At 44.9% G+C, this 25,787-nt stretch carries 25 protein-coding genes and 1 pseudogene; 15 read left to right on the top strand and 11 right to left on the bottom strand.

All coding sequences use genetic code 11. The annotated features are described in order from the left end of the window. Nucleotides 1-7: 7 nt before the first annotated feature. The 9 genes from ACYQ0H_RS03995 to ACYQ0H_RS03955 form a co-directional block, all read right to left on the bottom strand. Nucleotides 8-334, bottom strand: coding sequence for a hypothetical protein (locus tag ACYQ0H_RS03995; protein ID WP_459811549.1), 327 nt, complete (start codon nucleotides 332-334; stop codon nucleotides 8-10). A 98-nt stretch (nucleotides 335-432) separates the two neighbouring features. Then, nucleotides 433-1,368, bottom strand: coding sequence for an orotidine-5'-phosphate decarboxylase (pyrF, locus tag ACYQ0H_RS03990; RefSeq protein ID WP_459811548.1), 936 nt, complete (start codon nucleotides 1,366-1,368; stop codon nucleotides 433-435). A 57-nt stretch (nucleotides 1,369-1,425) separates the two neighbouring features. After that, nucleotides 1,426-2,694, bottom strand: coding sequence for a dihydroorotase (locus ACYQ0H_RS03985; protein WP_459811547.1), 1,269 nt, complete (start codon nucleotides 2,692-2,694; stop codon nucleotides 1,426-1,428). Continuing rightward, nucleotides 2,694-3,209 (bottom strand): hypothetical protein, encoded by a 516-nt coding sequence (locus tag ACYQ0H_RS03980; RefSeq protein WP_459811546.1) that lies wholly within the window; start codon nucleotides 3,207-3,209, stop codon nucleotides 2,694-2,696. The genes ACYQ0H_RS03985 and ACYQ0H_RS03980 overlap by 1 nt, the downstream gene beginning before the upstream one ends. A gap of 59 nt (nucleotides 3,210-3,268) precedes the next feature. Continuing rightward, nucleotides 3,269-4,948 (bottom strand): dihydroxy-acid dehydratase, encoded by a 1,680-nt coding sequence (gene ilvD, locus ACYQ0H_RS03975; protein WP_459811545.1) that lies wholly within the window; start codon nucleotides 4,946-4,948, stop codon nucleotides 3,269-3,271. A gap of 30 nt (nucleotides 4,949-4,978) precedes the next feature. Further along, nucleotides 4,979-5,695: a hypothetical protein gene (locus tag ACYQ0H_RS03970; protein ID WP_459811544.1), complete on the bottom strand. Its 717-nt coding sequence runs from the start codon at nucleotides 5,693-5,695 to the stop codon at nucleotides 4,979-4,981. A 5-nt stretch (nucleotides 5,696-5,700) separates the two neighbouring features. Beyond that, nucleotides 5,701-6,099, bottom strand: coding sequence for a hypothetical protein (locus tag ACYQ0H_RS03965; RefSeq protein ID WP_459811543.1), 399 nt, complete (start codon nucleotides 6,097-6,099; stop codon nucleotides 5,701-5,703). A gap of 87 nt (nucleotides 6,100-6,186) precedes the next feature. After that, nucleotides 6,187-7,140, bottom strand: a complete 954-nt coding sequence (locus ACYQ0H_RS03960) for an ROK family protein (protein WP_459811542.1) — start codon at nucleotides 7,138-7,140, stop codon at nucleotides 6,187-6,189. A gap of 98 nt (nucleotides 7,141-7,238) precedes the next feature. After that, a complete protein-coding gene (locus ACYQ0H_RS03955; RefSeq protein ID WP_459811541.1) occupies nucleotides 7,239-8,192 on the bottom strand; it encodes a type I phosphomannose isomerase catalytic subunit in 954 nt (317 codons plus the stop codon). 251 nt (nucleotides 8,193-8,443) lie between these two features. Here ACYQ0H_RS03955 and ACYQ0H_RS03950 point away from each other — a divergent pair, with 251 nt between their 5' ends. The 15 genes and pseudogenes from ACYQ0H_RS03950 to ACYQ0H_RS03880 all read left to right on the top strand — a co-directional run bounded on the left by ACYQ0H_RS03950 (nucleotide 8,444) and on the right by ACYQ0H_RS03880 (nucleotide 23,249). Next, on the top strand, nucleotides 8,444-8,932 hold the full coding sequence (locus ACYQ0H_RS03950; RefSeq protein WP_459811540.1) for a GNAT family N-acetyltransferase: 489 nt from the start codon (nucleotides 8,444-8,446) through the stop codon (nucleotides 8,930-8,932). A gap of 63 nt (nucleotides 8,933-8,995) precedes the next feature. Next, complete coding sequence (glmM, locus tag ACYQ0H_RS03945; RefSeq protein ID WP_459811539.1) at nucleotides 8,996-10,339, top strand: phosphoglucosamine mutase; 1,344 nt, start codon at nucleotides 8,996-8,998, stop codon at nucleotides 10,337-10,339. Nucleotides 10,340-10,578: 239 nt separating this feature from the next. After that, the gene (locus ACYQ0H_RS03940; RefSeq protein ID WP_459811538.1) at nucleotides 10,579-11,286 is read left to right on the top strand and encodes a flavodoxin family protein; all 708 of its coding nucleotides are present in this window, start codon (nucleotides 10,579-10,581) and stop codon (nucleotides 11,284-11,286) included. An 80-nt stretch (nucleotides 11,287-11,366) separates the two neighbouring features. Further along, nucleotides 11,367-12,231, top strand: a pseudogene (locus tag ACYQ0H_RS03935) (class I SAM-dependent methyltransferase). A 149-nt stretch (nucleotides 12,232-12,380) separates the two neighbouring features. Beyond that, on the top strand, nucleotides 12,381-13,283 hold the full coding sequence (locus ACYQ0H_RS03930; RefSeq protein ID WP_459811537.1) for a carbohydrate kinase family protein: 903 nt from the start codon (nucleotides 12,381-12,383) through the stop codon (nucleotides 13,281-13,283). A 118-nt stretch (nucleotides 13,284-13,401) separates the two neighbouring features. Continuing rightward, nucleotides 13,402-14,271: an energy-coupling factor transporter ATPase gene (locus tag ACYQ0H_RS03925; RefSeq protein WP_459811536.1), complete on the top strand. Its 870-nt coding sequence runs from the start codon at nucleotides 13,402-13,404 to the stop codon at nucleotides 14,269-14,271. 27 nt (nucleotides 14,272-14,298) lie between these two features. Next, the gene (locus ACYQ0H_RS03920) at nucleotides 14,299-15,078 is read left to right on the top strand and encodes a hypothetical protein (RefSeq protein WP_459811535.1); all 780 of its coding nucleotides are present in this window, start codon (nucleotides 14,299-14,301) and stop codon (nucleotides 15,076-15,078) included. A gap of 109 nt (nucleotides 15,079-15,187) precedes the next feature. Beyond that, nucleotides 15,188-16,057 (top strand): energy-coupling factor transporter ATPase, encoded by an 870-nt coding sequence (locus ACYQ0H_RS03915; RefSeq protein ID WP_459811534.1) that lies wholly within the window; start codon nucleotides 15,188-15,190, stop codon nucleotides 16,055-16,057. After that, nucleotides 16,054-16,740, top strand: coding sequence for a YoaK family protein (locus ACYQ0H_RS03910; protein ID WP_459811533.1), 687 nt, complete (start codon nucleotides 16,054-16,056; stop codon nucleotides 16,738-16,740). The genes ACYQ0H_RS03915 and ACYQ0H_RS03910 overlap by 4 nt, the downstream gene beginning before the upstream one ends. A gap of 77 nt (nucleotides 16,741-16,817) precedes the next feature. Continuing rightward, entirely contained in the window at nucleotides 16,818-17,627 is an 810-nt protein-coding gene (locus tag ACYQ0H_RS03905; RefSeq protein WP_459811532.1) for an energy-coupling factor transporter transmembrane component T family protein, read from the top strand. 4 nt (nucleotides 17,628-17,631) lie between these two features. Beyond that, on the top strand, nucleotides 17,632-17,913 hold the full coding sequence (locus ACYQ0H_RS03900) for a hypothetical protein (RefSeq protein WP_459811531.1): 282 nt from the start codon (nucleotides 17,632-17,634) through the stop codon (nucleotides 17,911-17,913). Nucleotides 17,914-17,922: 9 nt separating this feature from the next. Continuing rightward, nucleotides 17,923-18,675 carry a tRNA pseudouridine(38-40) synthase TruA gene (truA, locus tag ACYQ0H_RS03895; RefSeq protein ID WP_459811530.1) on the top strand — a complete coding sequence of 251 codons (753 nt, stop codon included), beginning with the start codon at nucleotides 17,923-17,925 and terminating at the stop codon, nucleotides 18,673-18,675. A gap of 2 nt (nucleotides 18,676-18,677) precedes the next feature. Next, entirely contained in the window at nucleotides 18,678-20,021 is a 1,344-nt protein-coding gene (locus tag ACYQ0H_RS03890) for a DUF5711 family protein (protein ID WP_459811529.1), read from the top strand. A 25-nt stretch (nucleotides 20,022-20,046) separates the two neighbouring features. Continuing rightward, nucleotides 20,047-20,913, top strand: coding sequence for a hypothetical protein (locus ACYQ0H_RS03885; protein WP_459811528.1), 867 nt, complete (start codon nucleotides 20,047-20,049; stop codon nucleotides 20,911-20,913). 44 nt (nucleotides 20,914-20,957) lie between these two features. Then, entirely contained in the window at nucleotides 20,958-23,249 is a 2,292-nt protein-coding gene (locus ACYQ0H_RS03880; RefSeq protein WP_459811527.1) for an ATP-dependent Clp protease ATP-binding subunit, read from the top strand. A 97-nt stretch (nucleotides 23,250-23,346) separates the two neighbouring features. On the opposite strand, the gene ACYQ0H_RS03875 is transcribed toward ACYQ0H_RS03880, so the two are convergent. Together ACYQ0H_RS03875 and ACYQ0H_RS03870 are read right to left on the bottom strand one after the other, a co-directional pair. Beyond that, entirely contained in the window at nucleotides 23,347-24,708 is a 1,362-nt protein-coding gene (locus ACYQ0H_RS03875; protein ID WP_459811526.1) for a Ger(x)C family spore germination protein, read from the bottom strand. After that, complete coding sequence (locus tag ACYQ0H_RS03870; protein ID WP_459811525.1) at nucleotides 24,705-25,772, bottom strand: GerAB/ArcD/ProY family transporter; 1,068 nt, start codon at nucleotides 25,770-25,772, stop codon at nucleotides 24,705-24,707. The genes ACYQ0H_RS03875 and ACYQ0H_RS03870 overlap by 4 nt, the downstream gene beginning before the upstream one ends. Between the last annotated feature and the right edge of the window lie 15 nt (nucleotides 25,773-25,787).

Below are 25,787 nucleotides of genomic sequence, written 5' to 3'. Positions count from 1 at the left end.
AGGCTTTTCAGAATTCATTCCAACCTCCGACAAGATATATACATAAAGCGAACAGTGCTGCAAAAAACAATACCGTGAGTGATGTAATCAGCTTTCCTTTTTTACTGATTCTCTTGAACAAATAGACGTTAGAAGAAGTGGCTACCGTAAGTAATATTATAAGCTCAAAGCAGCCAAACAAAACTGATATGTCTTTTTCATCACGCAAATCGTAGCCGTAACCTTTGGAATGACCGGTTATATTCATAAAAATAATTCCGGAGGCAACAGGTAATGAAAATGCAATTAGGCTTGAGAGAATGAAATTCAGTATTAATGAAATCTTATTTTTCATAATTTGTTCCGTATTCTATTTGTAAATAAAACAATATGCCCTATCAGAGATTTTATCAAACCAAAACGCAGGCTGAGCATTCCTCGCCTGCGTAAATTTTATTCCGGAAGCGCTATTTTAGGCAGATAAGAAATAATATCCTCTTTCATTCTGATAACCTCACGTCTTGCTGCCTTTGCAAAGTCATGCTCGTCGCACTCCTCCTTTTTGTATGCGCACATTACCGCACGGGAAGAATTAACGATAGCGCCTAAGCCGTTAGCGTCAAAGCCCTTTGCAACGCCCTGAGCGCCGCCGCCCTGAGCGCCGTAGCCGGGAACAAGGAAAAAGGTGTGAGGAAGCGCCGCTCTCATTTCGGCAAGCTGTTCGGGATAGGTTGCGCCGACAACTGCTCCAACGCCGCTGTAGCCGTACTTACCCATGACCTCAACGCCCCATTTTTCGCACATATCGCCCATTGTGGCGTAAACTGTTTTATTTCCGATCATCAGATCCTGCAATTCACCCGACGACTTGTTCGAGGTCTTCACCAAAACGAAAATTCCCTTATCATAGGATCTGCATTTTTCAAGCAGAGGTGAGATCCCGTCAGTTCCCAGGTATCCGTTTACAGTAAGAGCGTCAGCTCCGAAAGCAGGAATTTCTTCTCCGCATACTTCTGTAAAGCCAAGATGAGCCGTCGCATAAGCGTCCATAGTTGCGCCTATATCGTTGCGCTTTCCGTCTGTCATAACGAACATACCGTTTTCCTGAGCGTACTGGATAGTTTTATATAAGGTCTTGACTCCCTCGTAGCCGTACATTTCATAATAGGCCGCCTGAGGCTTTATTGCAGGGCAGATGTCGTGTATCTCGTCAATAATGCTCTTGTTGAACTCAAGTATAGCTTTTGCCGCTGCTTTAAGGGTCTTTCCGTACTTTTTAACCTTTTTGTCTGTAATAAATGACGGAATATACTCAAGCTTCGGGTCAAGTCCCACTACCGACGGGTTCTGAGTCTTTACAATATTTTCAATAAGTCTGTCAAATGACATTTTCATCTTCCTTTCAAATTAAGCCTATCATCAATTGATTATATCATGATAACACTGTTACAGCTCGTAAACGACTTTGCCGCCGCAGACTGTAAAGAATACTTTTCCTTTGAGCTTTTCTCCCTTGAATACTGTATTCTTTGATTTTGAATGAAGCTTTTCCGGCTCTACCGTCCATTTAAACTCAGGGTCGAAAATGCAAAGCTCGCATGGCTCTCCGACAGCTATCTTTACAGGTCTGAGCTTTAGGATCTTTCTGGGATTGACCGACATAAGCTCGGATATTCTGTCCAGTCCGCACTTCCCGGTATGATAAAGTTCTGTAAGCGTTACGGCAAGAGAGGTCTCAAGTCCCACAACTCCGTTTGGCGCTTTTTCAAAATCCGCCTTTTCCTCTGCCGAATGGGGAGCATGGTCTGTAATAATACAGTCAATAGTTCCGTCAAGCAATGCTTCCTCTATAGCCTGCCTGTCCTTTTCGGTTCTCAGCGGCGGTGACATTCTGTAGTCTGCGTCGCGGCTCAGCAGCTTTTCGTCAGTATAGGTAAAGTAATGCGGTGCGGTTTCACAGGTTACGTTTACTCCGTCACGCTTTGCCGCCCGTATAATATTTACCGAACCGTATGTCGAAACGTGGCAGATATGGATATGCGCCCCGCAGGAAGCCGCAAGCGCAATTTCCCTTGCGGTAATATAGTCCTCAGACGCTCTGTCCATTCCTTTAACGCCCAATTTTTTGGACACTTCGCCCTTGTTTATTATTCCGCCGTTTATTATTTTCAGATCTTCACAGTGCGAAAGCACGGTAAGCCCGTTTTCATTTGAAAGCTCCAGCGCCTTTCTCATAAGCTCCGCATTTTCAACGGGCCGTCCATCGTCGGTAACGGCAATTACTCCGGCCTGTTTCAAGGCTTCGTAATCGCACAGCTCGCCGCTCTGCATACCCTTTGTAATACAAGCTGAGGTGTAAATATTGATTCCCGTCTGACTGCCTTTTGTCAGAATATATTCAGCAGTTTCGGGATTGTCGCAGGCAGGCTTTGTATTGGGCATAAGCAGCACGCCGGTTACTCCTCCCGCTTTTGCGGCGTCTGCACCGGTTATAATATCCTCCTTATAGGTAAGCCCCGGATCACGGAAGTGAACGTGCATATCGAATAGTCCGGGAATAGCTGCCAGCTTTGAATGTCCGTCGATTATTCTGTCCGCTTCACAGGATATTTTTCCGATCTCCTTAATAACTCCGTCCTCGGCGAGAATATCCGTTATACTGTTAAGCTCTGCCTGAGGGTCTGCCGCCCATACGTTTTTAATTAAAAGCTTCATTATTTCTTTTCCTCGAATTTTTTGCCCTTTGAATAAAGATCAAGGGTCTTTTCCGGCATTTCACAGTCGTATATTTTGTTTGAGCCGTTTATAAGAAATGTTGCCGTACAAGGCTTGCTCTTTTCCTGCTCCGAGGCCTCCTTGTCAGCTGACGGGTCGTTAAGGTCAGTATAGGAGATCTGAGCGAAGAACTTAAAATCCATCGCCTTGTCAAATTCAGGCGAATGGTTTCCAGGCAGAATAAAAAGCTTTATTTTCCTTGCGTCCTCATCTACCTTGAAATAGCCCTCTGCGATAACGCTTTCATCGTCGATATGCAGTATCTTGAACTTACTGTTTTCGTCGAAAGTCATGGCTACGTTTTTGTCCTCATCATACCATGCGCCTGAAATAAGCGTTCTGGTATCGCCGTCGGTAGCGGGGTGATTAAGCATATAGCTGCCTACGATAACGGCGCATATGACAAATGCTATAAAAATCAGGAGCAAAAGGAACTGTACGATCTTCTTTACCATAAAAATTCCGTCCTTTCAAATTTCCGGAGATAAAATTACAATGCCGGTTTTAAGGATTATTATTTATTTATCTCAAGAACCGCTCCTCTGTTTCCGGAGGTTACCAGTGAAGCGTATCTTGCTAAGTAGCCTGTAGTGATCTTAGGCTCTCTCGGCTTCCACTGTGCTCTTCTTGCAGCCAGTTCTTCGTCAGAAAGCTTTACGTTAATTGTATTTGCAGGAATATCTATTGATATAATATCTCCCTCCTCAACCAACGCAATAGGGCCGCCTACCGCCGCTTCAGGGGAAACGTGTCCGATAGCCGCGCCTCTTGTAGCGCCGCTGAAACGTCCGTCGGTAATAAGCGCTACTGTAGAGCCGAGGCCCATTCCCGCTATAGCCGAGGTCGGATTAAGCATTTCTCTCATTCCGGGGCCTCCCTTAGGACCTTCATAGCGTATTACGACAACGTCGCCGTCAACGATCTTTCCGCCTCTGATAGCTTCAATAGCGTCCTCCTCGCAGTCAAATACTCTTGCAGGGCCTTCGTGAACAAGCATTTCAGGTGCAACAGCCGAACGCTTTACAACGCAGGTATCGGGAGCGAGGTTTCCTTTAAGAACTGCTATACCGCCGGTTTCTGAGTAAGGCTTATCTATCGGTCTGATAATATCCGGATCCTTGTTTACAGCACCCTTGATATTTTCTCCTACGGTTTTTCCCGTGCAGGTCATGCAGTCCGTATTGATAAGTGATTTCTTGTTAAGCTCGCCGAGAACAGCGTAAACGCCGCCCGCTTCGTTAAGATCCTCCATATATGTATGTCCGGCAGGAGCAAGATGACAGATATTAGGCGTTCTTTTTGAGATCTCGTTAACAAAGTCAAGATCAAGCTCTATTCCGCATTCATGGGCGATCGCCGGCAGATGAAGCATAGAGTTGGTAGAACAGCCGAGCGCCATATCAGCAGTAATTGCGTTGATAAACGCTTCCTTGGTCATTATATCCCTCGGTCTGATATTCTTTCTGTAAAGCTCCATTACCTGCATTCCTGCGTGTTTTGCAAGCTTAAGTCTTTCGGAATATACTGCCGGAATAGTTCCGTTTCCTCTAAGCCCCATTCCAAGAACCTCGGTAAGGCAGTTCATTGAATTTGCGGTATACATACCCGAGCAGCTTCCGCAGGTAGGGCAGGCCTTGTTTTCGTATTCCTCAACGTCCTCGATAGAATATTTACCTGCATTGTACGCTCCTACCGCTTCAAACATACTTGATAGCGAAGTCTTTGAGCCTTTGACACGTCCGGCAAGCATAGGTCCGCCTGATACAAATATAGTCGGAACATTTACTCTCGCCGCCGCCATCAGCAGTCCAGGAACGTTTTTGTCGCAGTTAGGAACCATAACCAGCGCATCAAAGTGATGAGCAAGCGCCATGCATTCGGTGGAATCGGCGATAAGGTCGCGTGTAACAAGGGAGTATTTCATTCCCTGATGTCCCATAGCGATACCGTCGCATACGGCGATAGCAGGGAAAACTATGGGAGTTCCGCCCGCCATTGCAACGCCCATTTTTACGGCTTCAACTATTTTGTCGATATTCATATGCCCCGGAACTATTTCGTTATACGATGAAACTATACCTACCAGCGGTCTTTCCATTTCCTCCTTAGTCATTCCCAGTGCGTTGAAAAGCGACCTCTGCGGAGCCTTGTCCGCTCCGCCGCAGAAAAAATTACAATCCTTGCATTCTGACATATTAATTACCTCTTTTTATTATAATTTGATTTATAAGACTGTTTCCTTATATGTTGCCGCCGCTTCGTCAACCGCCGCCATAAGCTTTTTTTCAAGCGGAGTTCCTAAAACGTCGGGATTATACCATACTCCGATATAATTGTTGTCCCAGTTTATACCCTTGTCAAGCGCATAGAAATAAATTATATTTTCACCTAACTGTATTTTAGCCTTAAAATAAAATTTTTCGCCAAGATCGCTGACTCTTAGGAACATAAGGGCATCTTCGGGAGTTCCGCCGTTCTTGCATTCGGCTATCATATTAGATATTTTATATTCGGCTGCACATGTAATACAAAAGTATGGAATGTCCGAAGAATATTCCTTATCTCCGTATTCCTCATTGCTGTAAGGCAGGTATTCTGCAATATAATCTACATCGTCTGCTGCTCCGCTTTCAAGAGGAAGGAAATCCCCGCTGAGTTTAAAAGAATATTCGACCTCGACCTCTGCGTCTTCGCCGTCGTAAAACGTTTCATTTACCTGTCTGGACGGCTTTGCCGCTGTCGTACCGCTTTCAAGGATACGGGCAGGAGTTTTAGCTGCCTTGGACATTATCGAAGAAGCGCTGTTTTTCTCTTGGACTGCTGTATCCCTGCTTTTATCCTGAACGGGCGAAGGATCAGCCGCTCCGCTGTTTTTCGGAGTTGAGTCAAGTATTTCGTCAACTGTTTTAATTACCTTTGTTAGCTTGTCTAAAAATCCCATAATTTTTACTCCTTATTTTTTGAAAATATTTTTCTGAGCTTTTTATCCAAATATCCGCTGAAAATATTTGGAAGCAATACTGCCGATAAAACTATCACAAATGGAATCAGCGTCCAATCTGGCGGCTCGCAGGAAAATCTATAAGCATATATCATGTAGAATATTCCTGCTGCACAAAGCGCCGATATCATCTTTGCATATACCTTGATCTTGTTTATTTTTGCTCTGTCTTTTTGCAGAAGATAGAGCTGCCGTATCAGAAAAGCGATTCCGAATACAGTCATAATTCCGGTCGCTGCTGCGGTTTGTTTGCTGCTGTCAAGCATATGCTCGACGTATGCGCACAGCGGCAGCAGTAAAATTGCAAAAATGAATATTCCCGATATGATCGGACGCTTTTTCATACTTCAAAACCTTTCGGTTTAAAACAGATCATATTCGGCAAGCTCAGTATGCATCGCCGTGATAATTTCACATTAATAATATCCATATCAATGTGATAGTCCCAGGAAAGCCGCTCCTATGATCCCTGCGTCGTTCCCGAGCTGAGCTATAACTATCTCGGTGTTTTTCGGTGAATTTCTTGTGTATACCTCTTTTGCTACCAGTTCCTTTAAAGGAAGCAGCAGCGGATCTCCCTCGTTGCACACTCCTCCTCCGATACAGAGAATATCAGGCTGGAATATATTGATAGTGTTGGTTATTCCGCAGGCAAGGTATTTTATATATTTGTCAACGACAGCCTTGGCCGCAGTATCGCCCATTCTCATAGCATTGAAGGCGGTTCTTGCAGAAACCTTTCCTTCGTTTTCAGAAGCCTTCCAGAGAAGAGATCCTCGGTTGTATTCCATAGCTTCTTTTGTCATTCGTACAAGTCCTGTAGCTGAGGAAAACACCTCGAAGCAGCCCTTTCGTCCGCAGGTGCATAACGGGCCGTCAGGATCAATTACCGTATGTCCTATTTCAGCTCCCGCGAAGTTGAAGCCGGAGTATATCTTCCCGTTTATGATTATTCCTCCGCCTACTCCTGTTCCGAGAGTAATGCATACTGCGTCATTTGCGCCCTTTGCCGCTCCGGCGACGAATTCTCCGTAAGCTGCGGCATTAGCGTCGTTTTCAACGTAGCAGGGCTTCGGAATATGAGTTTTCATAAGCTTTACTACAGGAAAGTTATCGAAGCCCAGATTGTTTGAATACTCGATTATTCCTGTTGCAGAGTTTGCGATCCCCGGAGTGCCTATTCCTACGCTTTCTATTTCGTTCAGGGTAAGGCCGGCAAGTTCTACCGCTCTCAGGGCTATTTCAGCCATATCCCTGCAGATCTCTTCAGCGGGTCTGGGAAGATTGGTTTTGCAGGAAGCCTTAGATACGATATTGAACTGTTCGTCGACAACTCCCGCTTTTATATTTGTACCGCCCAGGTCTATACCTATGTAATATTTCATATTTCATTCTCCCTTTTGCTTGTTTATTAATATTTCAGTGTGCGGCTCGTTAAAAGCCGCAGCGCCTATTTATCTGATTCAGGCATATGCTCCGTCGGTCATACTTTGGTAAGCACGAATCGGCACTTGCCCTCAACTGTGTATTTTCCTGTGCCCGCCGATATAAAAATGCTGTCGCCCTTTTTCGCTTTGACAATATCGTCGGCAATTATTTCAGGCTCTCCCTCCAGCACCAGAATACTGTTGAAAGATTTTTCATCAGCTTCAAGCACAGCCTTGCTTTCAACGTCAACTCTGTATGCAGTAAAATATTCACAAGACGAAAGCAGCTTGATCTTATAGCCGTTCTTTTCTTCAGCAGGCGTTTCTGGATACTGCTTTGCAGGTCCGAGAACGGTTACGTCCTTAGCCTTTTCAACGTGCAGCTCTCTCGGCTTGCCATCATTGCCGACTCTGCCGTAGTCGTAGATCCTATATGTAGTATTTGAATTCTGCTGAATTTCCGCAATGAGGATACCCTTTCCTATAGCGTGAAGCGTTCCTGCCTCAATAAAGAATACATCGCCTTTTTTTACAGGAACGGCGTTTGTTACTTCAAGCAGGGTATTGTCTGCAATACGGTTTGCAAACTCTTCCTTTGTGATCTCGTGCTTAAAGCCGTAGAGCAGTTCAGCGCCCTCGTCGCAGTCGACAACATACCACATCTCGGTTTTACCGTATTCTCCCTCAACTCTCTGAGCGTATTCGTTATTCGGATGTACCTGGACCGAAAGGTTATCCTTAGCGTCGATAAGCTTGATGAGAATAGGAAAGCTGTCAAATTTCTCACAGTCGGTTCCTAAAACTGACCTGCCGGCTTTTTCAATATATTCCGTAAGCGTCATACCGGCATATCCGCCGTTAGCTACGATTGAATTTCCGTCCTTATGACATGAAAGCTCCCAGCTTTCGGCAACCTTTTCAAAATCGCAGTCCTTTCCGAAATCGTCGCGCAGTCTTGTTCCGCCCCAGATGTAATCTTTAAAAGCGGGTTTCAGCTTAATTACTGACATAGTAATTTTCCTCCGATATAATTAAATTTACATTTAAAACAATTATATCACAGCCGGGGTTTAATGTCAACAGATCAGGTAAGAGCAGTTCGTAAATCGATTTTGCTGATCAAATCTTTGCTTCTGTTTTGCCAAACTGATAGAAAATAAAAACCGTACTCAAAGGATAATTTGTGTTTGACTTGCTCTCATATATATGGTATAATAAAATGTCAAATTGTATTCATTTCTATGAGCTGAGGTGAAGATCTATGCACTTTGAAATACAGCGGCAGACGGATAAAACCGCAGAGGGAGCCGCATATGTGCATTATAAAGCGTGGCAGGAAACCTACAGAGGATTTATGCCGGACGAATTTCTTGCTTCTCATACTTTTGAAAAAAGCAGAAAGTTCGCCTGCGTAAATGAGAATAAACTTGCAGCCGTTGTGAACGGACAGGTCGGCGGTTTTGCCGCTTTTCTTCAGGAATGCAGGGAATTTTGCTCTGTCAGAAATGTCGGAGAGATCACAGCATTGTACGTTCTTAAAAAATATCAGAAAATCGGAATAGGAAAAGCACTTTTGAAAAGCTGTCTGAATAAAATTGAAAAAAGGGAAGCTGTGCTTTTTGTGCTGAAAGGAAATGAAAACGCAATAGGCTTTTACCATCATATGGGCTTTAAACCTACCGGACACGAAATAACTCAGCAGGTCGCAGGAGGAGAAATAACCGAGCTTGAAATGCTGCTGAAAAGATAGTTTGCTGCCGCCTTAAAAGGGCTGTTTATAAAAACTGAAAATCATTAAAAGGAGTAATTTATAATGGGAAGACTATTCGGAACAGACGGAGCAAGGGGAGTTGCAATTACCGGGCTTACCTGTGAAACCGCTATGAACATAGGAAGAGCGGCGGCTCTGGTGCTTGCCAAGGAAACCAAACATACGCCTAAAATAATAATCGGAAAGGATACAAGAATTTCAGGCGACGTACTTGAAGCGGCGCTTATAGCAGGTATCTGCTCGGTAGGTGCAAATGCTCATATTCTCGGGGTAGTTCCTACTCCTGCGGTTGCTATGCTGGTTCAGAAATACGAAGCCGACGCAGGCGTTATGATCTCCGCTTCGCATAACAGCGTTGAGTTCAACGGAATCAAGCTGTTTTCCGGAACGGGCTTTAAGCTTTCAGATAAGATCGAGGAGGAAATAGAGTCACTGATCTTGGATGAGCCTGAAAAAATGGAGCTTAAAGACGGCTGTGAGATCGGCAGGGTCTTCTATGAAGCAAACGCCGAGTGGGATTATATAAGGTATGTTATGAAAACCGTGGACTGCGATTTCAAGGGCATTAAGGTCGCGATCGACTGTGCAAACGGTTCAGCGTCAAGGGTCGCTCCAAAGCTTTTCGAGGGCCTTGGCGCAAGCTGCGTGTTCATTCACAACGAGCCTGACGGAACAAATATAAATGAAAACTGCGGTTCAACGCATATTGAAGATTTGCAGAAAACAGTCGTTGAGAAAAAGTGCGATCTGGGTCTTGCTTTCGACGGCGACGCTGACAGGTGTCTTGCAGTGGACGAAAACGGTCAGCTTATTGACGGCGATAAGCTTCTGGCGATATTCTCAAAATTTATGAAAGTTCAGGGGAAATTAAAGTCAAACACCTGCGTGGTTACGGTTATGAGCAATCTTGGTTTTTTTAAATTTGCGGAAAACGAGGGTATCAGCGCAACAACAACAGCCGTAGGCGACAGGTATGTTCTTGAAAGAATGCAGAAATTCGATTATAATCTCGGCGGCGAGCAGTCTGGGCATATTATTTTCCTTGACGAAGCGAATACCGGCGACGGCGAGCTAACAGGAGTAAAGCTTCTCGAGGTTTTGAAGAAAACAAAGAAAAAGGCGAGCGAGGTAGCTTCCTGTATGGAATGCTATCCGCAGGTGCTTGTAAACGTAAAGATAACCGCCGATAAAAAGGGTATGTGGGAGAAAAACGAGGCGGTTCGGAACGCTATTGAAACGTACAGGGAAAAGCTGGGCGGCGACGGAAGGATCTTAGTCCGTGAATCCGGAACAGAACCGCTGGTCAGAGTTATGCTTGAGGGTAAGCGTACGGGAATTATTACTGAATATGCCAATAATATTGCCAGGCTGATAGAGGAAATGTAATATAAAACAGACTTTTTGAAATTCCGCCGCTCTGCTTGTTTTTACCGTTATATTGCATAAATTCTGCGGCGCTGATTTGTAAGGGTATCCAAATTTTGTTTTAATTAAAAACTTTTTTGTTCATAGTTGTACATTTACGTGCAACTTTTCCCCCTTTTTTGCCTATTAGTAGAGGGGGATATCGCACAAAATAAAAATGCACGGAAAAACAAAGTACAATAATTTCAGGAGGCGGCGCAATGAAAATAGCTCTTATTCACGGTCAGAACCATAAAGGCTCTACATATCATATCGGCAGGCTTATGGCTCAGAAGCTTGCGGAGGAAAAGGATATTTATGAATTTTTTCTTCCGCGGGATTTCGGGGAATTTTGCTGCGGCTGTACAAACTGTATCGTAAAAAGCGAAAGTCTTTGTCCTCATGCCGCAAAGCTCAAGCCTATTACCGACGCAATGGATAACGCCGACGTGATAATTCTTACTTCTCCTGTGTATGTCTATCACTGCACAGGTTCAATGAAAGCATTTCTCGACCACTACGGCTGGAGATGGATAATACACCGTCCGGAAGAGAAAATGTTCTCGAAAAAGGGGATAGTAATTTCCACCTGTGCCGGAGGCGGTTCAAGATCCACCAATAAGGATATGAAAGACAGCCTGATATTTTGGGGAGTTCCGAAGGTCTATTCTGTCGGAAAGGCAGTCAGGGCGGCTTCCTGGGATGGCGTAAGTGAAAAGAATAAGGCTCGTATAGAGTCGGAGGTCAGCCGGATCGCCGCAAGGATAAAAAGCTCCGGATTCAGGCCTGCCGCAGGCTTGAAGGGACGTTTCTTCTTCGGGATCTCCCGTATGATGAACAAAGGCGGTTCATGGAATAAGACAGATACCGAATACTGGAACGCCAGAGGCTGGACGGAGAAGAAAAGACCGTGGAAACGGCAGGTATAGATGAAATAAGAATTTGGACGGAAATGTTCTGTCCGGGCATCGTAAAATAATAATCGAGGATCTAATTGAGGACTGAAAATATGAGAATTGCAGATAACTGGCAGGATTATAAGATAATCGACACTTCGGACGGCGATAAGCTTGAAAGCTGGGGCGGTAAAACTCTGGTGCGACCCGATCCGCAGATAATATGGAAAACGCCCCGCAAAACTGACCTGTGGGATAAAGCGGACGCAGTTTATCACCGTTCATCAAAGGGCGGCGGCGAGTGGGAATACCGCAAAAGACTGCCCGAAAGCTGGAATATCAGCTACGGGGATCTTAAATTTATTATCCGTCCCACAGGCTTCAAGCATACGGGACTTTTCCCTGAACAGGCGGTAAACTGGGACTTCATGGCTGATAAAATCAGAAGTGCGGGACGTGAGATCAAGGTGCTTAATCTGTTCGCATACACAGGCGGAGCGACTCTCGCCTGCGCCAATGCTGGAGCGCAGGTTTCCCATGTCGACGCTTCAAAAGGTATGGTGGGCGAGGGAAAACGCCGCGGCAAGCGGACTTTCAGATAAGCCAATCCGTTGGCTGGTTGACGACTGCCTTAAATTCGTTCAGCGTGAGATACGCCGGGGAAACCGCTACGATGCGGTTGTAATGGATCCGCCGAGCTACGGCAGAGGTCCGGGAGGAGAGGTCTGGAAGCTTGAGGACTGCATTTATGATCTGGTAAAGACCTGCTCCGAGGTGCTTTCGGACAAGCCGCTTTTCTTCCTGCTAAACAGCTATACAACAGGGCTTTCTCCATCAGTTATGGCTTATATTCTGAATGAAGTCATTACCCCTGGATTCGGAGGAAAGGTAACAGCCGACGAGATAGGACTGCCTGTTGAAAAGTCGGGAATGCCCCTCCCCTGCGGCTCAACGGCGGTGTGGGTAAATGAGCAGTGATGGATATATTAAATCTTTACCTGTCCGAAAAAGCAAAAGTCCTGACTTTCGGAAAGGCGAATTCGGAGAACACGATCGGGTATGCTGAAAAAAGAAATTTCGGCGTAAAGAGCTTAAAAGCTTTTTTGAAGAGAAAGAGGAGTGATCAAATGTCAGATCATATCTATATGTACGGCATGGTAATGTCGACCTGCGCATACCTGCTGTGCGGCAATTATCCCGAAGCCGACGGCTATGCTGAAATAAAGGAGAAATATCATCACGTCGGGGGAGAAACGGGAACTGCGGCGGCGGTGCTCTGCAGTCTGGGAGTGTCTTTGAGGCTTGGAGGAACGCATATCGGAAATCTGAACAGGGATATTATAATTGGTTATTTTAAGGATAAGAATTGTGATACGAGCGAGCTTGTTCATGAGGACTTTGACGGAATAATTGATTATGTGATAATTGACAAAAGCACCCGTACCTGCTTCGGAGAATGGGAAAAGCACTTTGGCAGAAAAAAGCCGTTTTACGAGCCTCCCTGTGAGGGATCGGTGAAAAACGCCGTTTGCGTAGGCGCTGACCCGTTTTTCGGAGATGAGATCGCACAGCTTTGCGTAAAGCACAATAAGCCGTATGCAACGATAGACTGCGATCACGACAGCTATATAAATAAGCACTGCGCCGTAAATGCGGTCTCTCACCAGTATCTTGACGGTCATTATCCCGATAAAAGCTATGAGGAGCTTTACAGGCTCTATACTGAAAACACCGACGGACTGGTTATATTCACCCTCGGCGAAAAGGGCGCAATGTACGGCAGAAAAGGTCAGCCGCCTAAATCCTGCGGCTCGGTGAAGGTCGATGTTGTTTCAACTCTGGGAGCAGGTGACAGCTTTAAGGCAGGTACGGTCTACGGACTTTACAAGGGCTTTGACGATGATAAGCTTGTAAGATTCGCCTGCGCAGCAGCGGGAACGGCGGTTACAAAATTCCCGATACCGCTGTATCCTCCTAAGCTTGAAGAGGTCGAAAGGCTTGTAAAACAGTACGGAGGTTCAAAGCGGTGAGCTGAGCCGTTTCTGAGGGTATAAATTTACGGCACAGGTTTACAGCTGCTGTAAACTCTTAAAACTTAAGACTGATTTGAAGATGTGAATAATCGTAACCGAGAAAAGAGGAAACAAAATGAACGCATTTTTAAAAGCGGAGCATCTGAATTTTTCATATATAAATGAAATGGAAGAGCCTCCCGTAAAAACTGAGGTGCTTAAAGGAGTAGAGCTTGAAATAAAAAAAGGCGAGTTTGTGGCTGTCCTTGGGCATAACGGATCGGGAAAATCAACTCTCGCAAAGTGTTTTAACGCTATAAATATTCCCGAAAGCGGCGACGTTTACGCCGACGGAATGAATACAAAGGTCGAGAAAAACCTGCTTCCGATACATCAGCGTGTAGGAATGGTATTCCAGAATCCGGACAATCAGATAGTTGCTACGATAGTCGAGGAGGACGTAGCCTTTGCTCTTGAAAATATGGGAGTCGAGCCTACGGAGATACGCAGGAGAGTAGACGAGGCGCTGAAAACCGTGGGTATGTACGAATACCGCAGTCACGCTCCCCATAAGCTGTCGGGAGGACAGAAGCAGAGGGTAGCTATTGCAGGAATAATCGCTATGCGCCCCGACTGTATCCTGCTGGACGAGCCGACTGCAATGCTTGACCCGAAGGGCAGGGCGGAGGTCATGAAGACAATAAAAATGCTTAACCGTGAAAACGGAGTCACTATAGTGCTTATAACTCACTATATGGAGGAAGCGGCGCAGGCGGACAGGGTAGTCGTTGTAGACGGCGGCGAGATAGTTATGGACAGCGTTCCTAAAAAGGTTTTCTCTCAGGTCGAAACGCTGAAAAATCTCGGACTTGACGTACCTCAGGTAACGGAGCTTGCCTACGGACTGAAAAAAGCGGGATATGATATTTCTACCGAAATAATATCCGAGGAGGAATGTGCTGAGGCGGTCGCAGGACTGCTCAGAGAAAGACTGGGACAGGGGTAAAAAATAAATTGCAGGGGAAGGTTTTATATGGTTTCGTTTGTAATCATCGCGCTGTTTGCGGCGCTTATCATTCTTGAAAGATCCGGAAAAGCAAGGCTTGATTCTCTTGGTGCGTCAATATTGTATATGACAGCCGTTCCCGTACTTTTCAGCGTCTATATTTCGGAGATTATCATCAGCTTTGCAGCTGCCTTTACAAAGGCGTTATCCGATAAGCTCAGCGGCGGTTCGGTACTTTACGCATTATTCTGCCTCAGCCTGTCTGTTCCGGTAATTGCCGGAGCGATTTACATAATAATAAGGCTTGTGAAATGTCCCGTTAAAGCGAAGCCGGGAGAAAGCGTATGCGAAACGGCGGTCAAAAGCGGAAAACGGCTGACGGTTCTTTGCATTGCCGCCTATGCTTTGTCGGCGTTATCCCTTACTGCGGGAGCTTTTATCATAGCTCCTCAGATCAAAACGCTTGTTCAGTCATCGGTAATGCTCTTTAATCCTCTGCTGCTGTATATTGTTATTTTTGCTACAGCAGGACTGGGGCTTATCTGGTTAGCCTTTTTATTCTTTGCGGTAAATATTCAGCTGTTTGCAGCATTAACGGTTATTTCCGTTACAGTATGCATATTAAGTTTTATGATACTTGTTTTCGGTATTTCCGCAGTAGTAAGAACAAGCAGGTGGTGTCCCAAGATCAAAAGCCGCAGGCTGCTGTATATTGCTCTGCTGTTTCTGCCGGTATGGAATATTATAGCCGTGCTTTTGATAAGAAAAAGCATAAAGGCTCAGGCTGAGATAAGCGCAGACGAATAGCGGTCAAAGAAATCACCCGTCATTCAAACAATTTTCTTGAAATCTACACAAATGTATGATATAATTATACGATAACGGATTTTTTATTTTGTAAGAAGGAAAGTATTTTATGGCAGTTATCAGAACTGAAAATTTATCTTATGTTTACGGTGAGGGAACTCCCTTCAGAAAGACAGCCGTAGATAATGTCAATATAGAAATAGAAGAGGGCGAGCTTGTAGGAGTTATCGGTCATACCGGCTCGGGGAAATCAACGCTTATACAGCACTTCAACGGATTGCTGAAGCCTTCGTCGGGAAAGATCTTCATAGACGGAGAGGAGCTTTGGGCGGATAAGTCGAGGCTCAGACCTATAAGGTTCAAGGTAGGACTTGTATTTCAGTATCCCGAATATCAGCTTTTTGAGGAGACCTGCTATAAGGATATTGCGTTCGGCCCTAAAAATATGGGACTTTCTGACGCTGAGATAGACCGCAGGGTAAAGGAGACCGCAAGGCTTGTCGGACTTTCGCCGGAGATATTTGATAAATCCCCGTTTGAGCTTTCAGGCGGTCAGAAAAGGCGTGTTGCAATAGCGGGAGTTATGGCGATGGAGCCGAAGGTACTTATTCTTGACGAGCCGACCTCAGGGCTCGATCCCAAAGGCAGGGAACAGATCCTGGGACTTATAAGGGAGTATCATCAGGAGAAGAAGAATACGGTAATGCTGGTATCTCATTCAATGGAGGACGTGGCTAAGAGCTGCTCTAAGATACTTGTGATGAATTCGGCGAGGGTATTTTGCTACGATACGCCGGTAAACGTATTTCACCGCTCCGAGGAGCTTGAGGCTATGGGACTTGCCGTTCCGCAGATAACAAGGGTCTTCGGCAGGCTCAAAGCAATGGGCTTCGATTTCGGAGAGGACGTTTATACTGTCGATTTCGGCAGAAAGCTGCTTTTGCAGATCTTAGCGGGAGAGAAGAAGATCGGAATATGACAAGCGTAAAAAGACAGATGTCCGAAACCTATCCCGTGGCTTCGATCCTTGCGGCGGCAGGCGGATTTCTTGACGCCTACAGCTATGTGTGCAGGGACGGCGTATTTGCAAACGCTCAGACGGGAAATATAGTATTACTGGGGATCTCGGCGTTCAGGAACGACTGGCTGGCTCTTGTAAAATACCTTGTTCCTATAGTTATGTTCGTACTTGGCGTTGCAATGGCGGAGTGGATAAGAAAACGTTTTTCGGATTCCCGTTTTCACTGGCGGCAGTATATAATTCTTATAGAATCAGCCGTGCTTGCCGCAGCAGCGTTTATTCCGGTAGGAAAATACAATATCGCCGCCAATATAATGATCTCCTTTGTATGCTCGCTTCAGGTGGAAAGCTTCAGGAAGGTCCATTCCATAAGCTTCGCAACTACTATGTGTACCGGAAATCTGAGAACTGCGACGGAAAATATATGCAAATACAGGCTTACCGGAGAAAAAGAATGTTTAGGAGCAGGACTCAAGGTTTACGGAATAATAGCATTTTTTATACTCGGCGTTGTACTCGGCGCGGCGGTTACTGAGATATTGAGCAATTACGCCATGCTGTTTGCCGTAGCGCTTCTTGCGGCTGTATTTATACTGATGTTTATCGGCGGCGGAAGCGGCGGGGATTCAAACGATAATTAGAATAATACAATCAATTTAAATACCTTACGTTGCTGAAACGTATTATGGTATGCCGCAGAATTAAGGAGGATGTACCTTTGTTAAAGGATATCACTATCGGACAGTATTTTCCGGGCAGATCGCCCGTTCACAGAATGGATCCGCGGGTAAAGCTGGTGCTTACTATGGCGTTTATAGTAATGCTTTTTATGTCGTCAAGCTTTTACGGTCTGCTTGCCGGTATAGCTTTTACACTGCTGACCTTCGCCGTATCTCGGATCCCGGCGAAAATGATGCTGAAAAGCCTTAAGCCTATAATTCCGATTATAATTTTTACGGCTCTGCTGAATCTGCTGTTTGTAAGAACGGGAGATGTGCTGTGGCAGTTCAAGTTTATAAAAATTACTCAGGAGGGCGTTCATACGGCGGTATTTATGGTAGTAAGGATAGTCTGTCTTATAATAGGGACATCTCTGCTTACCTATACTACTTCGCCTATCGACCTTACCGACGCGATCGAGCGGCTGCTTTCTCCTCTTAAGAAAATAAAAGTGCCTGTTCATGAGCTTGCTATGATGATGACAATAGCCCTAAGGTTCATACCGACGCTTATCGAGGAAACGGACAAAATAATGTCAGCTCAGAAAGCAAGGGGAGCTGATATGGAAAGCGGTTCGCTGCTGCAGAGGGCAAGGGCGCTTATTCCGATACTGATACCGCTTTTTGTTTCTTCATTCAGGAGAGCGGAGGAGCTTGCGCTTGCAATGGAATGCCGCTGCTATCACGGAGGAGAGGGCAGGACCAGAATGAAGCAGCTGAGGACAGGAGCGGCGGATTATATCGCAATCGCAGTAACGGCGGCTTTTATAGGGGCGGTCGCTGTGATAAACATATTAGTCAAGGGGTGACGTAATGGGCTGGTTAAACGATATTGAGCAGGACGATAAGATAAAGCGTCTTGCTGAAAAAATACGCAGGCTTGAAAATAAAATAAACGGGGGAAACGGTATGTCGAAAATAATAAAGGATCTTATAGGCATGGAATGTACTGTTGAAAGCGACGAGCTGCTGGAGGAAAAATGCACGGTTCTGGACGCAGACGAGGAATGGGTAAAGCTTACCGTTCACGGCAGGAAAAAGGACATAACAAAAATAGTCCGTATAGATTCCATAGAAGCTATAACTGTTGATTAGAGAATGGCTATGAAGAATTTTCTTGTAAGGGCGGCTTACAACGGCGCAGCGTATCACGGCTTTCAGCGTCAGAGCAACGCTCTTGCGGTACAGCAGGTAATTGAGGAAGCGATAGAAGCTTTGACAGGGCAGGCTGTAACGATAAACGGCTGTTCAAGAACCGACGCAGGAGTTCACGCAAGAGAATATTATTTCAGCTTTACGATAGAGTCCGGAATAAACTGCCGCGGGATAATTGCCGGGCTTAACGACAAGCTTCCCGACGATATTGCTGTGCTTAACTGCAAAGAAGTTCCGAAGGATTTTCATGCACGTTTTATGTGCAGAGGAAAGGAATATGAGTACATCGTCCATAACAGCTGTATAAAGGATCCCTTTTATAAGGATACCGCCTACAGAAGCCGTATAGCTATAGACGAAAAGCTGCTTGATAAGGCGGCGCAGGCATTTGTAGGGGAGCATGATTTCAGGGCGTTCTGCTCCGCCGACTGCGAAAAGGAAAATACGGTAAGAAAAATATATTGGTTTCGGGTTAGGCGGGAAGGCGATATGGTCGTTTTTACCGTTGCAGGAAACGGATTTTTATATAATATGGTAAGGATAATGGTGGGTACGCTTCTGTACATAAACGAAGGAAAAATAGAAGCGGACGCTATTGAAGAAATAATCAGATCAAGGGACAGAACAAAAGCAGGGATAACGGTGCCTCCTCAGGGACTGTATCTCAACAAGGTTTTTTATGATGAAGAAGGATTTGACTAAAAGTGAAAAAAGATGAAAACGAAAAGACTATGAAATTCAGTATAAGCGAAACTGAAGCTCTGCGGTCGGGCGAAAAGGCTGACGAAGCGGCTGAAAAGCCTATAAAGGTAAGTCTTAACGAGTCTGACATAAAGAAAAAAGGGAAAAAGCGTGAGCTTCAGAATGAAAAGACTATTGATATGGAGGATCTTCGGGCGGCAAGAAAAAAGGAAAAACGCCGCAGAAGACTTAAAAAAGGTATTATTATTCTTATAATAGTTCTTCTGGGTCTTGCCGTTTATATTACGAGAGAGCTTTGGATACCAAAGCTTGAAGGGATAATGGAAAAACCGCACGATACTATTGTAAACGACGGTGTAACTCAGTCGGGAAATTTTCCTATCGGACTTAGCGGCGGCTCGGTAAATATTATTGACAGAATGGACAACAATATTATAATAGCTGATGAGAGCCGTATTTATTTTTATGACGAAAACGGAAAGCTTCGTGATACGGCAAACCATAACTTTGCCAATCCGATGATAAAAACTGCCGGAAAGCGTCTGCTTTCGTTTGATAACGGCGGATATACCTTCAGGCTTTACAATAAAAGCGGAGAGGTATATGAGAAAACTATAGAGGATCAGATAATTTACGCAGCGCTTGCTGAAAACGGAAACGCCGCAGTTATCACACAGACTGAAAAATACGCCGCCTGTATGACGGTTTTTGATTCAAACGGAACCGAAATATACCGCTGGAGCAGCGGTCAGAGGATCATGGACGTAAGCTTTGCATCTGACGGAGCAGGCTGTTATGTAAGCGCGTTCACCTCTGAGGACGGAGAGATAGTTTCTCAGATACATTATGTTGAATTTGACAAGACCGACGAACTTATGAAAAGCGAAAAGCTGGATTCGCTTGTGTTCAGCGCCTGTGAAAACGACGGAGGAAGGATATGGGCGGCGGGAGATAAAAAGTTTTATCTTCTTGACAAAAAGGGAAAAATAATTGACAGCTACGAATATACCTCGGATATGGTATCATATTCCTTAAGTGAGGAATGTGCGGCGGCAGCGGTAAGGGGTACAGCCCGAAACTCTTCCCGCCTTGCGGTTTTTGACTGCGATTCGGATAACGCTCAGCCTTCGCTTATAGAATCGCAGAGCGGCAGTCCAAAAAGAGTCCGCTGTGAGGACGGAACAGCGTATATACTCGGCTCTGATTCTGTTGAAGCTTTTGATAAAAAAGGGAATCTGCTGGCTACCGCTTCCGTTTCTCCGGACTACACCGATTTTGTCTATTTTAATGACGCCGTTTATTTTATGGGCTATAGGGAAGTAAACAAGATACTGTTTAAATCATGATACTATTCCGGAAAGGACTGAACTTATGGCTTTTGCGCTTGATACTGCGGTTATTCTGATATTTACTCTTTCGGCGGTAATAGGCTATTGCAGGGGATTTATAAGATACGCTCTGAAAATGCTTGGTACGATAGTATGCGTAATAATCGCTTTGATAGCGGCGGAGCTGCTGTCAGGACCGGTTTACGAAAGATTTGCCGCTCCGAAAATAGAAGCTGCAATAAGCGAAAAGCTGGAGGATTTCAGTATTGAGGATTCGGTAAGGGATTTTCTGAAGCAAAACGGCTGTGAGGCTGAGATCTCCGATGAGCAGCTTAGGGAGGCGCTTACCGACAGCGGAAGCATTCCTCAGGCAGTTGCAAAGGCGGCGGAGGAAAGCGGACTTGACAGCGCTCAGGCTGAGCAGATCGAGAATAAAATGAATGAATTTTTTGAGGGCGGATTTGTGTCGGAGGTCTGCGCTGAACTTGGTATTGAAGAAACGGACGAAGATCTTTCAAAAGGCTTTGTATATGATACGGTAAGAGCCTTGGCAGACGAGGATAAAACTGTGGGCGCAGAATATCTTACAGGCACTGCCGCTCCTCTTGGCACTTCAGTCGTTAAGTATATTCTTTTTATAATTATCCTGATAGCCGCAGAATCTGTGCTTGCTATTATATTTGCAATCGCCGGAGTATTTGACAGGATACCGGTAGCAAACGGTATAAACAGGTTTTTCGGTCTTCTGGCCGGAATGGCTAAGGGAACGCTTTATCTTCTGCTTATAGGCTTTATCTGCTCCGCCGTAGTAAGTGCGGGAGGAGATAATTCCGATATTTTTCCGCTTAATACTGAGTTAATAAACAAAACGTATATTTTCAGATATATATTCTATATCTTCTATAAATAAAAATCAGAAAGACCTTTAAGGTCGGGGAAAGGAACAGATGAATTATGTTGATGTGTTCACGCTGCAAAAAAAGACCCGCCGTTGTATTTATCTCTCAGATGAACGCCGGCGATCCCAATCAGAAGCATAACGAGGGGCTTTGTCTTGTATGTGCAAAAGAGCTGGGAATTTCGCAGGTTGACGATTATATAAAATCAATGGGCATAAGCGAGGATGAGATACAGGCAATGTCGGAGCAGCTTATGGAGCTTACTGACGGCAACGACTTTGAGCTAGGAGGAAGCGGCACTATGCCCAGCTTTCTGAGCAGTCTTTTCGGAGGAGGAGTTCCTGGCGAGCCGCAGGATAACGGCATTTCGGCAGAACCCATAAAGAACCGCGGAGCTGCGCCGAAGAATTCGGACGCAAAAGGGGATAAAAAGAAAAAGCTTAAATTTCTTACTAATTACTGCACCAATCTTACCGAAAGAGCAAGAGAGGGAAAGCTTGACAATATAGTCGGCAGGGATAAGGAGATATCGAGAGTTATTCACATTCTTTCACGCAGACAGAAAAACAATCCTTGTCTTATCGGGGAGCCGGGCGTCGGAAAAACTGCTGTTGCTGAGGGTATAGCTCAGAAGATAGTAAGCGGCGATGTTCCGTTTCATATCAAGGATAAGGAGCTTTATCTGCTTGACCTAACGGCTCTGGTTGCGGGAACTCAGTTCAGAGGGCAGTTTGAAAGCCGCTGCAAGGGTCTTGTAGAGGAGGTCAGGAACGAGGGCAACGTTATCCTTTTTATTGACGAGGTTCATAACTTAGTCGGAACAGGCGACAGCGAGGGCACAATGAACGCCGCTAATATACTTAAACCTGCGCTTTCCAGAGGCGAGGTCCAGGTAATCGGAGCGACTACCTTCAAGGAATACAGAAAGTATATTGAAAAGGATTCCGCTCTTGAAAGACGTTTTCAGCCGGTTACCGTTTCAGAGCCTACCGTAGAGGATACGGTCAAGGTTCTTGAAGGTATCGCAAAATACTATGAAAAGCACCACAGAGTAAAGATCTCAGATGAAATGCTTAGAAAATGCGCGGTGCTTTCTGAAAGATATATCAACGACAGATTCCTGCCGGACAAGGCTATCGACCTGCTGGACGAGGCTTGTGCGGTCGCAAGCATAAGAAGTCCTGAGCTGGAGGAGTTTGACCGTCTTAACGAGGAGCTTCATACTCACGAAAAACTGGTTTCCGATCACGAGGCTACGGAGAATCCGGACTATGAGATAATAGCAACTGAAAAAGCTGAAATACTGAGAATACAGAACAGGCTTAAAGAGGTCGAGGATATAATTAAGAATATTCAGGTCAGCGATGAGGATATTTCAAAGGTCATCGAGCTTTGGACCGGAATTCCCGCAAACAAAATAGTTGAAACGGAATACGAAAAGATACGCAGTCTTAAAAAGGCTCTGTCTGCGCGGGTAATAGGTCAAGAGCAGGCGGTAGACAAGGTAGCTAAGGCGATAAAGCGTACAAGGGTTCAGCTTACAAAGCGCCGCAGACCTGCATCGTTTATATTTGTCGGTCCTACGGGAGTAGGAAAGACCGAGCTTGTTAAGGCTCTCGGAGAAGAGCTTTTTGACGCTACCGAACCGCTTATACGGGTTGATATGTCGGAATTTATGGAGAAGCATTCGGTTTCAAAGCTTATAGGCTCTCCTCCGGGGTATGTAGGCTTTGACGAAGCGGGACAGCTTACGGAAAAGGTAAGGCGGCGTCCTTATTCGGTCGTGCTTTTTGACGAGATCGAAAAGGCACACCCCGACGTAATGAATATAATGCTCCAGATCCTTGACGAGGGAAAGATAAGGGATTCTCAGGGGCGTTCGGTTTCCTTTGAAAATACTGTAATAGTTATGACGTCGAATGCCGGTTCTACAGATAAGGATACGGGAGTAGGCTTTAACAAGACCGACGCCGAGGTATCTCAGGAAAAGGCAATGAAGGCTCTGAGGGAATTTCTGCGTCCTGAATTTCTGGGCAGAGTTGACGAGATAGTAGTATTTAATCCGCTTACAGAGGAAAATTATGCGGAGATCGCCGCTCTTATGCTTGACGAAATGAAGGAGCCGCTCGGTGAGAAAAATATCAGGCTTGCTTATGATAAGGAGGCTTTGAAGCTTATAGCTCATAAGGCTTACGGCAAGAAGCTGGGAGCGAGAGATATACGTCATGTTATCAGGGACGAAATAGAGGATAAGGTCGCAGAGGTTCTTATAGACAAGGGAGAGGGAGCGGTAAGCGCTCTCGGAATTACAGCAAAGGACGGAAAGCTGACGGTTGAAGCGGTTTAACAGGACTTCCGTTATCATTTCGTAAATAATATTTAACGGGCAGACGCAGTTTTCTCCTGCATGATTAGCAGGGATAAGCTGTGCTGCCCGTTTGATTTTATTTTACATAGCATTTTGCTTTTGTTTCAAATTCAATATTCTGCTTCAGAGTATTAAAATCATCCATATAATCAAGATATATCTGAGGATAATAAAATTTGACCAATTGAGTTACGTTCAGGCAGTCTGCGTTGTATTCAAAATAAGCCTTTTCAATTGCGGCTTCGCAGTCGGAGCGTATCTTTTCTTCAACCTTTTTCTCAAGCTCGTTTTCATCAAGCTCGGCGAGGATATTGGTATCGGTCAGAATTATTGCTTTAATATCAATTTTGTAAACAAGCTTATTATCTTTCTTTTCAAGCTTTGTTTCAGAGCTTCTCTTTTTTACGGTAACTCCTACAGACTTTCCGTCTATCTCGGTATTGATCACAGTTTCATGCATATGGTCGGTGATCCAGTTTACTCCTTTTATTTCGTCGTCGGAAATATATCCTTTTACTTTTCCTCCGGAAATAACGGCGGCTTTTTCAATTGTTATAAGTTTCTCAGCGGATTGAGAGCCTTCTTCGCCGCTTTCCTTACTTCCGCCGCTCTGCCCCCCCTGCTGTGAGGATTCAGAGCTTTCTTCCGCTTTGCTTCCGCTTTCCGAAGAGTCTTGGCTCTCTGAGGAGTTCTGGCTTTCTGAGGAACTGCTGTCCTGAGAAGAGCTTTCATTTTCAGATGATTCTGTTTCGGAGCTGTTTTCCTCTGACGAACCGCTTTCCTGTTCAGACCCGCCGGATCCTTCGGAGCTTTCCTGTCCGGAATCATCTGACTGAGTTGACAGCTCCTTTACGGATACGACAGGGATAACTGCGGATTTATCCTGGGATTTCATTGAGTTCAAGAAATGAAGCATATCGGAAAATACGGTTTCTCCGTTATTGTAATACATATTTATAATATCGGTAAAGTTTTCTGATGCGATAGCTCCTGAGGTAAGCTCTACTTCCATGATCTCCTTTGCCGTATTTTCTGCCATTACTACTGAAACACCGAGATAGTTGTTTTTGTTTTTAATAAAATAGCTTAACAGCTTATTCGGATCATCCAGCTTTACGCCTGAGCCCAGTACGATTATCTGGTTATGACCTATAAAAAGGTAATTTCCGAGCTGGCTTTCGCATTTACCGATAGCTTCATCGAAGGTCGCGGCGGTATTCGATATTACAAAGGTATTTGATTTGCTGGGGTCTATCTGGGTATCCGAGCCTGCGCCGCTTGATTTGAATACCTGAAGAGTAACGGTTATCCCTTTGTCCGTTTGGTCTATTCCAACAGCGTGAATAAGAGAGCGTTCCGATATTTCTACGGATTCTCTGTTATTGACCGAAACCAGAACAAGAGCAAGTATTACTATCCAGAAATACATTCTTTTCATTTTGCACCTCCTGTTTTAGTATACCTGGTTTTGAGGAGCATTACTATAAGCGGAACTGCTGCTGTCAGAATAATTATAGGAATATATCCGAACCTTTCAAATCTTATAACGTTCCATTTATCAAGCGTGATCAATACTACGTCCGCCGCTGAGCAAAGGATAACTGACGAAAACATCCATATTCTTTTATGTGTTTTCGGAAACAGGTATTTCATACAGTCGGTAATGCAGAATATTATAACAGAGGTTCTTATCAAAGCGCATAATGTCCAGAACATAAGGAAAAATGCGTCGAAGCGTTCTATTATTTCGGTTTTTGAATATGAGGATAACGAGAAGAAGGGAAGCGTTGTATCAATTGCATATTCTCCGAGGATCACGGCTATCGAGATCACTATTGCTGACGATAAAAGAGCCTTAGCCGCAATATATGAATAAGCTGTCTTCCCCGGTTTTGACTTCATTTGCGGCAGCAGAACGGCGAATATTACAAGCTCTTCTGAGCGTGAAAAGGTATCCCGTAATCCGGTAAGAAGCGTTTTCCCGCGGTTTACGGCTGCAATATTAAGAGCGCGGAAATCTACAACTCCCTTAAATCCCGTAAGAACCAGTGCAGTACCGAGGATCGTTATAAACGCAACGACGACCGCAGTCCGCGCACCGGAGGAAATACCCATTGAAGCGACATAGATCGCAGCCAGTGAAAATACCGTTACTACAGTCCATGCAGAATAAGATGACGAAAAGCTGTACTGAAGAAAGTAGGTAAAGTTTCCTATAGTCAGAAACAGTATAAACAGACAGAACAAAAGATATAGAATTGCAGCCGTACAGCCTGTAAAACGGTTCTTTGCAAAGGCAGTTTCAATAATTCCCCTGCCGCCGGTCTTGTTATATAGTCTGATTAGAGGAATAATTATTACGCACTGAACGGCAATTGATATAAGCTTGGAGCATAAAAGCAGAACGGCGTTGTCTTCCTCCGACGGGATATATGTCATAAGCCGTGCAAACAGACAGCAAATCAAAATTGATACCATTTGTACCGGTGTTATTTTCTTCATTTAAAAAACTCCCGA

It is taken from the genome of Hominimerdicola intestinalis (assembly GCF_054655215.1).
The sequence above is the reverse complement of the archived record's forward strand: the minus strand, read 5'-3'. Positions and strand labels throughout refer to the sequence as shown.

Excerpts from the sequence above, each read along its gene's own strand:
- ACYQ0H_RS03995 (WP_459811549.1), bottom strand. The coding sequence starts at position 334 with ATGAAAAATAAGATTTCATTAATACTGAATTTCATTCTCTCAAGCCTA.
- pyrF (WP_459811548.1), bottom strand. The coding sequence starts at position 1,368 with ATGTCATTTGACAGACTTATTGAAAATATTGTAAAGACTCAGAACCCG.
- ACYQ0H_RS03985 (WP_459811547.1), bottom strand. The coding sequence starts at position 2,694 with ATGAAGCTTTTAATTAAAAACGTATGGGCGGCAGACCCTCAGGCAGAG.
- ACYQ0H_RS03980 (WP_459811546.1), bottom strand. The coding sequence starts at position 3,209 with ATGGTAAAGAAGATCGTACAGTTCCTTTTGCTCCTGATTTTTATAGCA.
- ilvD (WP_459811545.1), bottom strand. The coding sequence starts at position 4,948 with ATGTCAGAATGCAAGGATTGTAATTTTTTCTGCGGCGGAGCGGACAAG.
- ACYQ0H_RS03970 (WP_459811544.1), bottom strand. The coding sequence starts at position 5,695 with ATGGGATTTTTAGACAAGCTAACAAAGGTAATTAAAACAGTTGACGAA.
- ACYQ0H_RS03965 (WP_459811543.1), bottom strand. The coding sequence starts at position 6,099 with ATGAAAAAGCGTCCGATCATATCGGGAATATTCATTTTTGCAATTTTA.
- ACYQ0H_RS03960 (WP_459811542.1), bottom strand. The coding sequence starts at position 7,140 with ATGAAATATTACATAGGTATAGACCTGGGCGGTACAAATATAAAAGCG.
- ACYQ0H_RS03955 (WP_459811541.1), bottom strand. The coding sequence starts at position 8,192 with ATGTCAGTAATTAAGCTGAAACCCGCTTTTAAAGATTACATCTGGGGC.
- ACYQ0H_RS03950 (WP_459811540.1), top strand. The coding sequence starts at position 8,444 with ATGCACTTTGAAATACAGCGGCAGACGGATAAAACCGCAGAGGGAGCC.
- glmM (WP_459811539.1), top strand. The coding sequence starts at position 8,996 with ATGGGAAGACTATTCGGAACAGACGGAGCAAGGGGAGTTGCAATTACC.
- ACYQ0H_RS03940 (WP_459811538.1), top strand. The coding sequence starts at position 10,579 with ATGAAAATAGCTCTTATTCACGGTCAGAACCATAAAGGCTCTACATAT.
- ACYQ0H_RS03930 (WP_459811537.1), top strand. The coding sequence starts at position 12,381 with ATGTCAGATCATATCTATATGTACGGCATGGTAATGTCGACCTGCGCA.
- ACYQ0H_RS03925 (WP_459811536.1), top strand. The coding sequence starts at position 13,402 with ATGAACGCATTTTTAAAAGCGGAGCATCTGAATTTTTCATATATAAAT.
- ACYQ0H_RS03920 (WP_459811535.1), top strand. The coding sequence starts at position 14,299 with ATGGTTTCGTTTGTAATCATCGCGCTGTTTGCGGCGCTTATCATTCTT.
- ACYQ0H_RS03915 (WP_459811534.1), top strand. The coding sequence starts at position 15,188 with ATGGCAGTTATCAGAACTGAAAATTTATCTTATGTTTACGGTGAGGGA.
- ACYQ0H_RS03910 (WP_459811533.1), top strand. The coding sequence starts at position 16,054 with ATGACAAGCGTAAAAAGACAGATGTCCGAAACCTATCCCGTGGCTTCG.
- ACYQ0H_RS03900 (WP_459811531.1), top strand. The coding sequence starts at position 17,632 with ATGGGCTGGTTAAACGATATTGAGCAGGACGATAAGATAAAGCGTCTT.
- truA (WP_459811530.1), top strand. The coding sequence starts at position 17,923 with ATGAAGAATTTTCTTGTAAGGGCGGCTTACAACGGCGCAGCGTATCAC.
- ACYQ0H_RS03885 (WP_459811528.1), top strand. The coding sequence starts at position 20,047 with ATGGCTTTTGCGCTTGATACTGCGGTTATTCTGATATTTACTCTTTCG.
- ACYQ0H_RS03880 (WP_459811527.1), top strand. The coding sequence starts at position 20,958 with ATGTTGATGTGTTCACGCTGCAAAAAAAGACCCGCCGTTGTATTTATC.
- ACYQ0H_RS03875 (WP_459811526.1), bottom strand. The coding sequence starts at position 24,708 with ATGAAAAGAATGTATTTCTGGATAGTAATACTTGCTCTTGTTCTGGTT.
- ACYQ0H_RS03870 (WP_459811525.1), bottom strand. The coding sequence starts at position 25,772 with ATGAAGAAAATAACACCGGTACAAATGGTATCAATTTTGATTTGCTGT.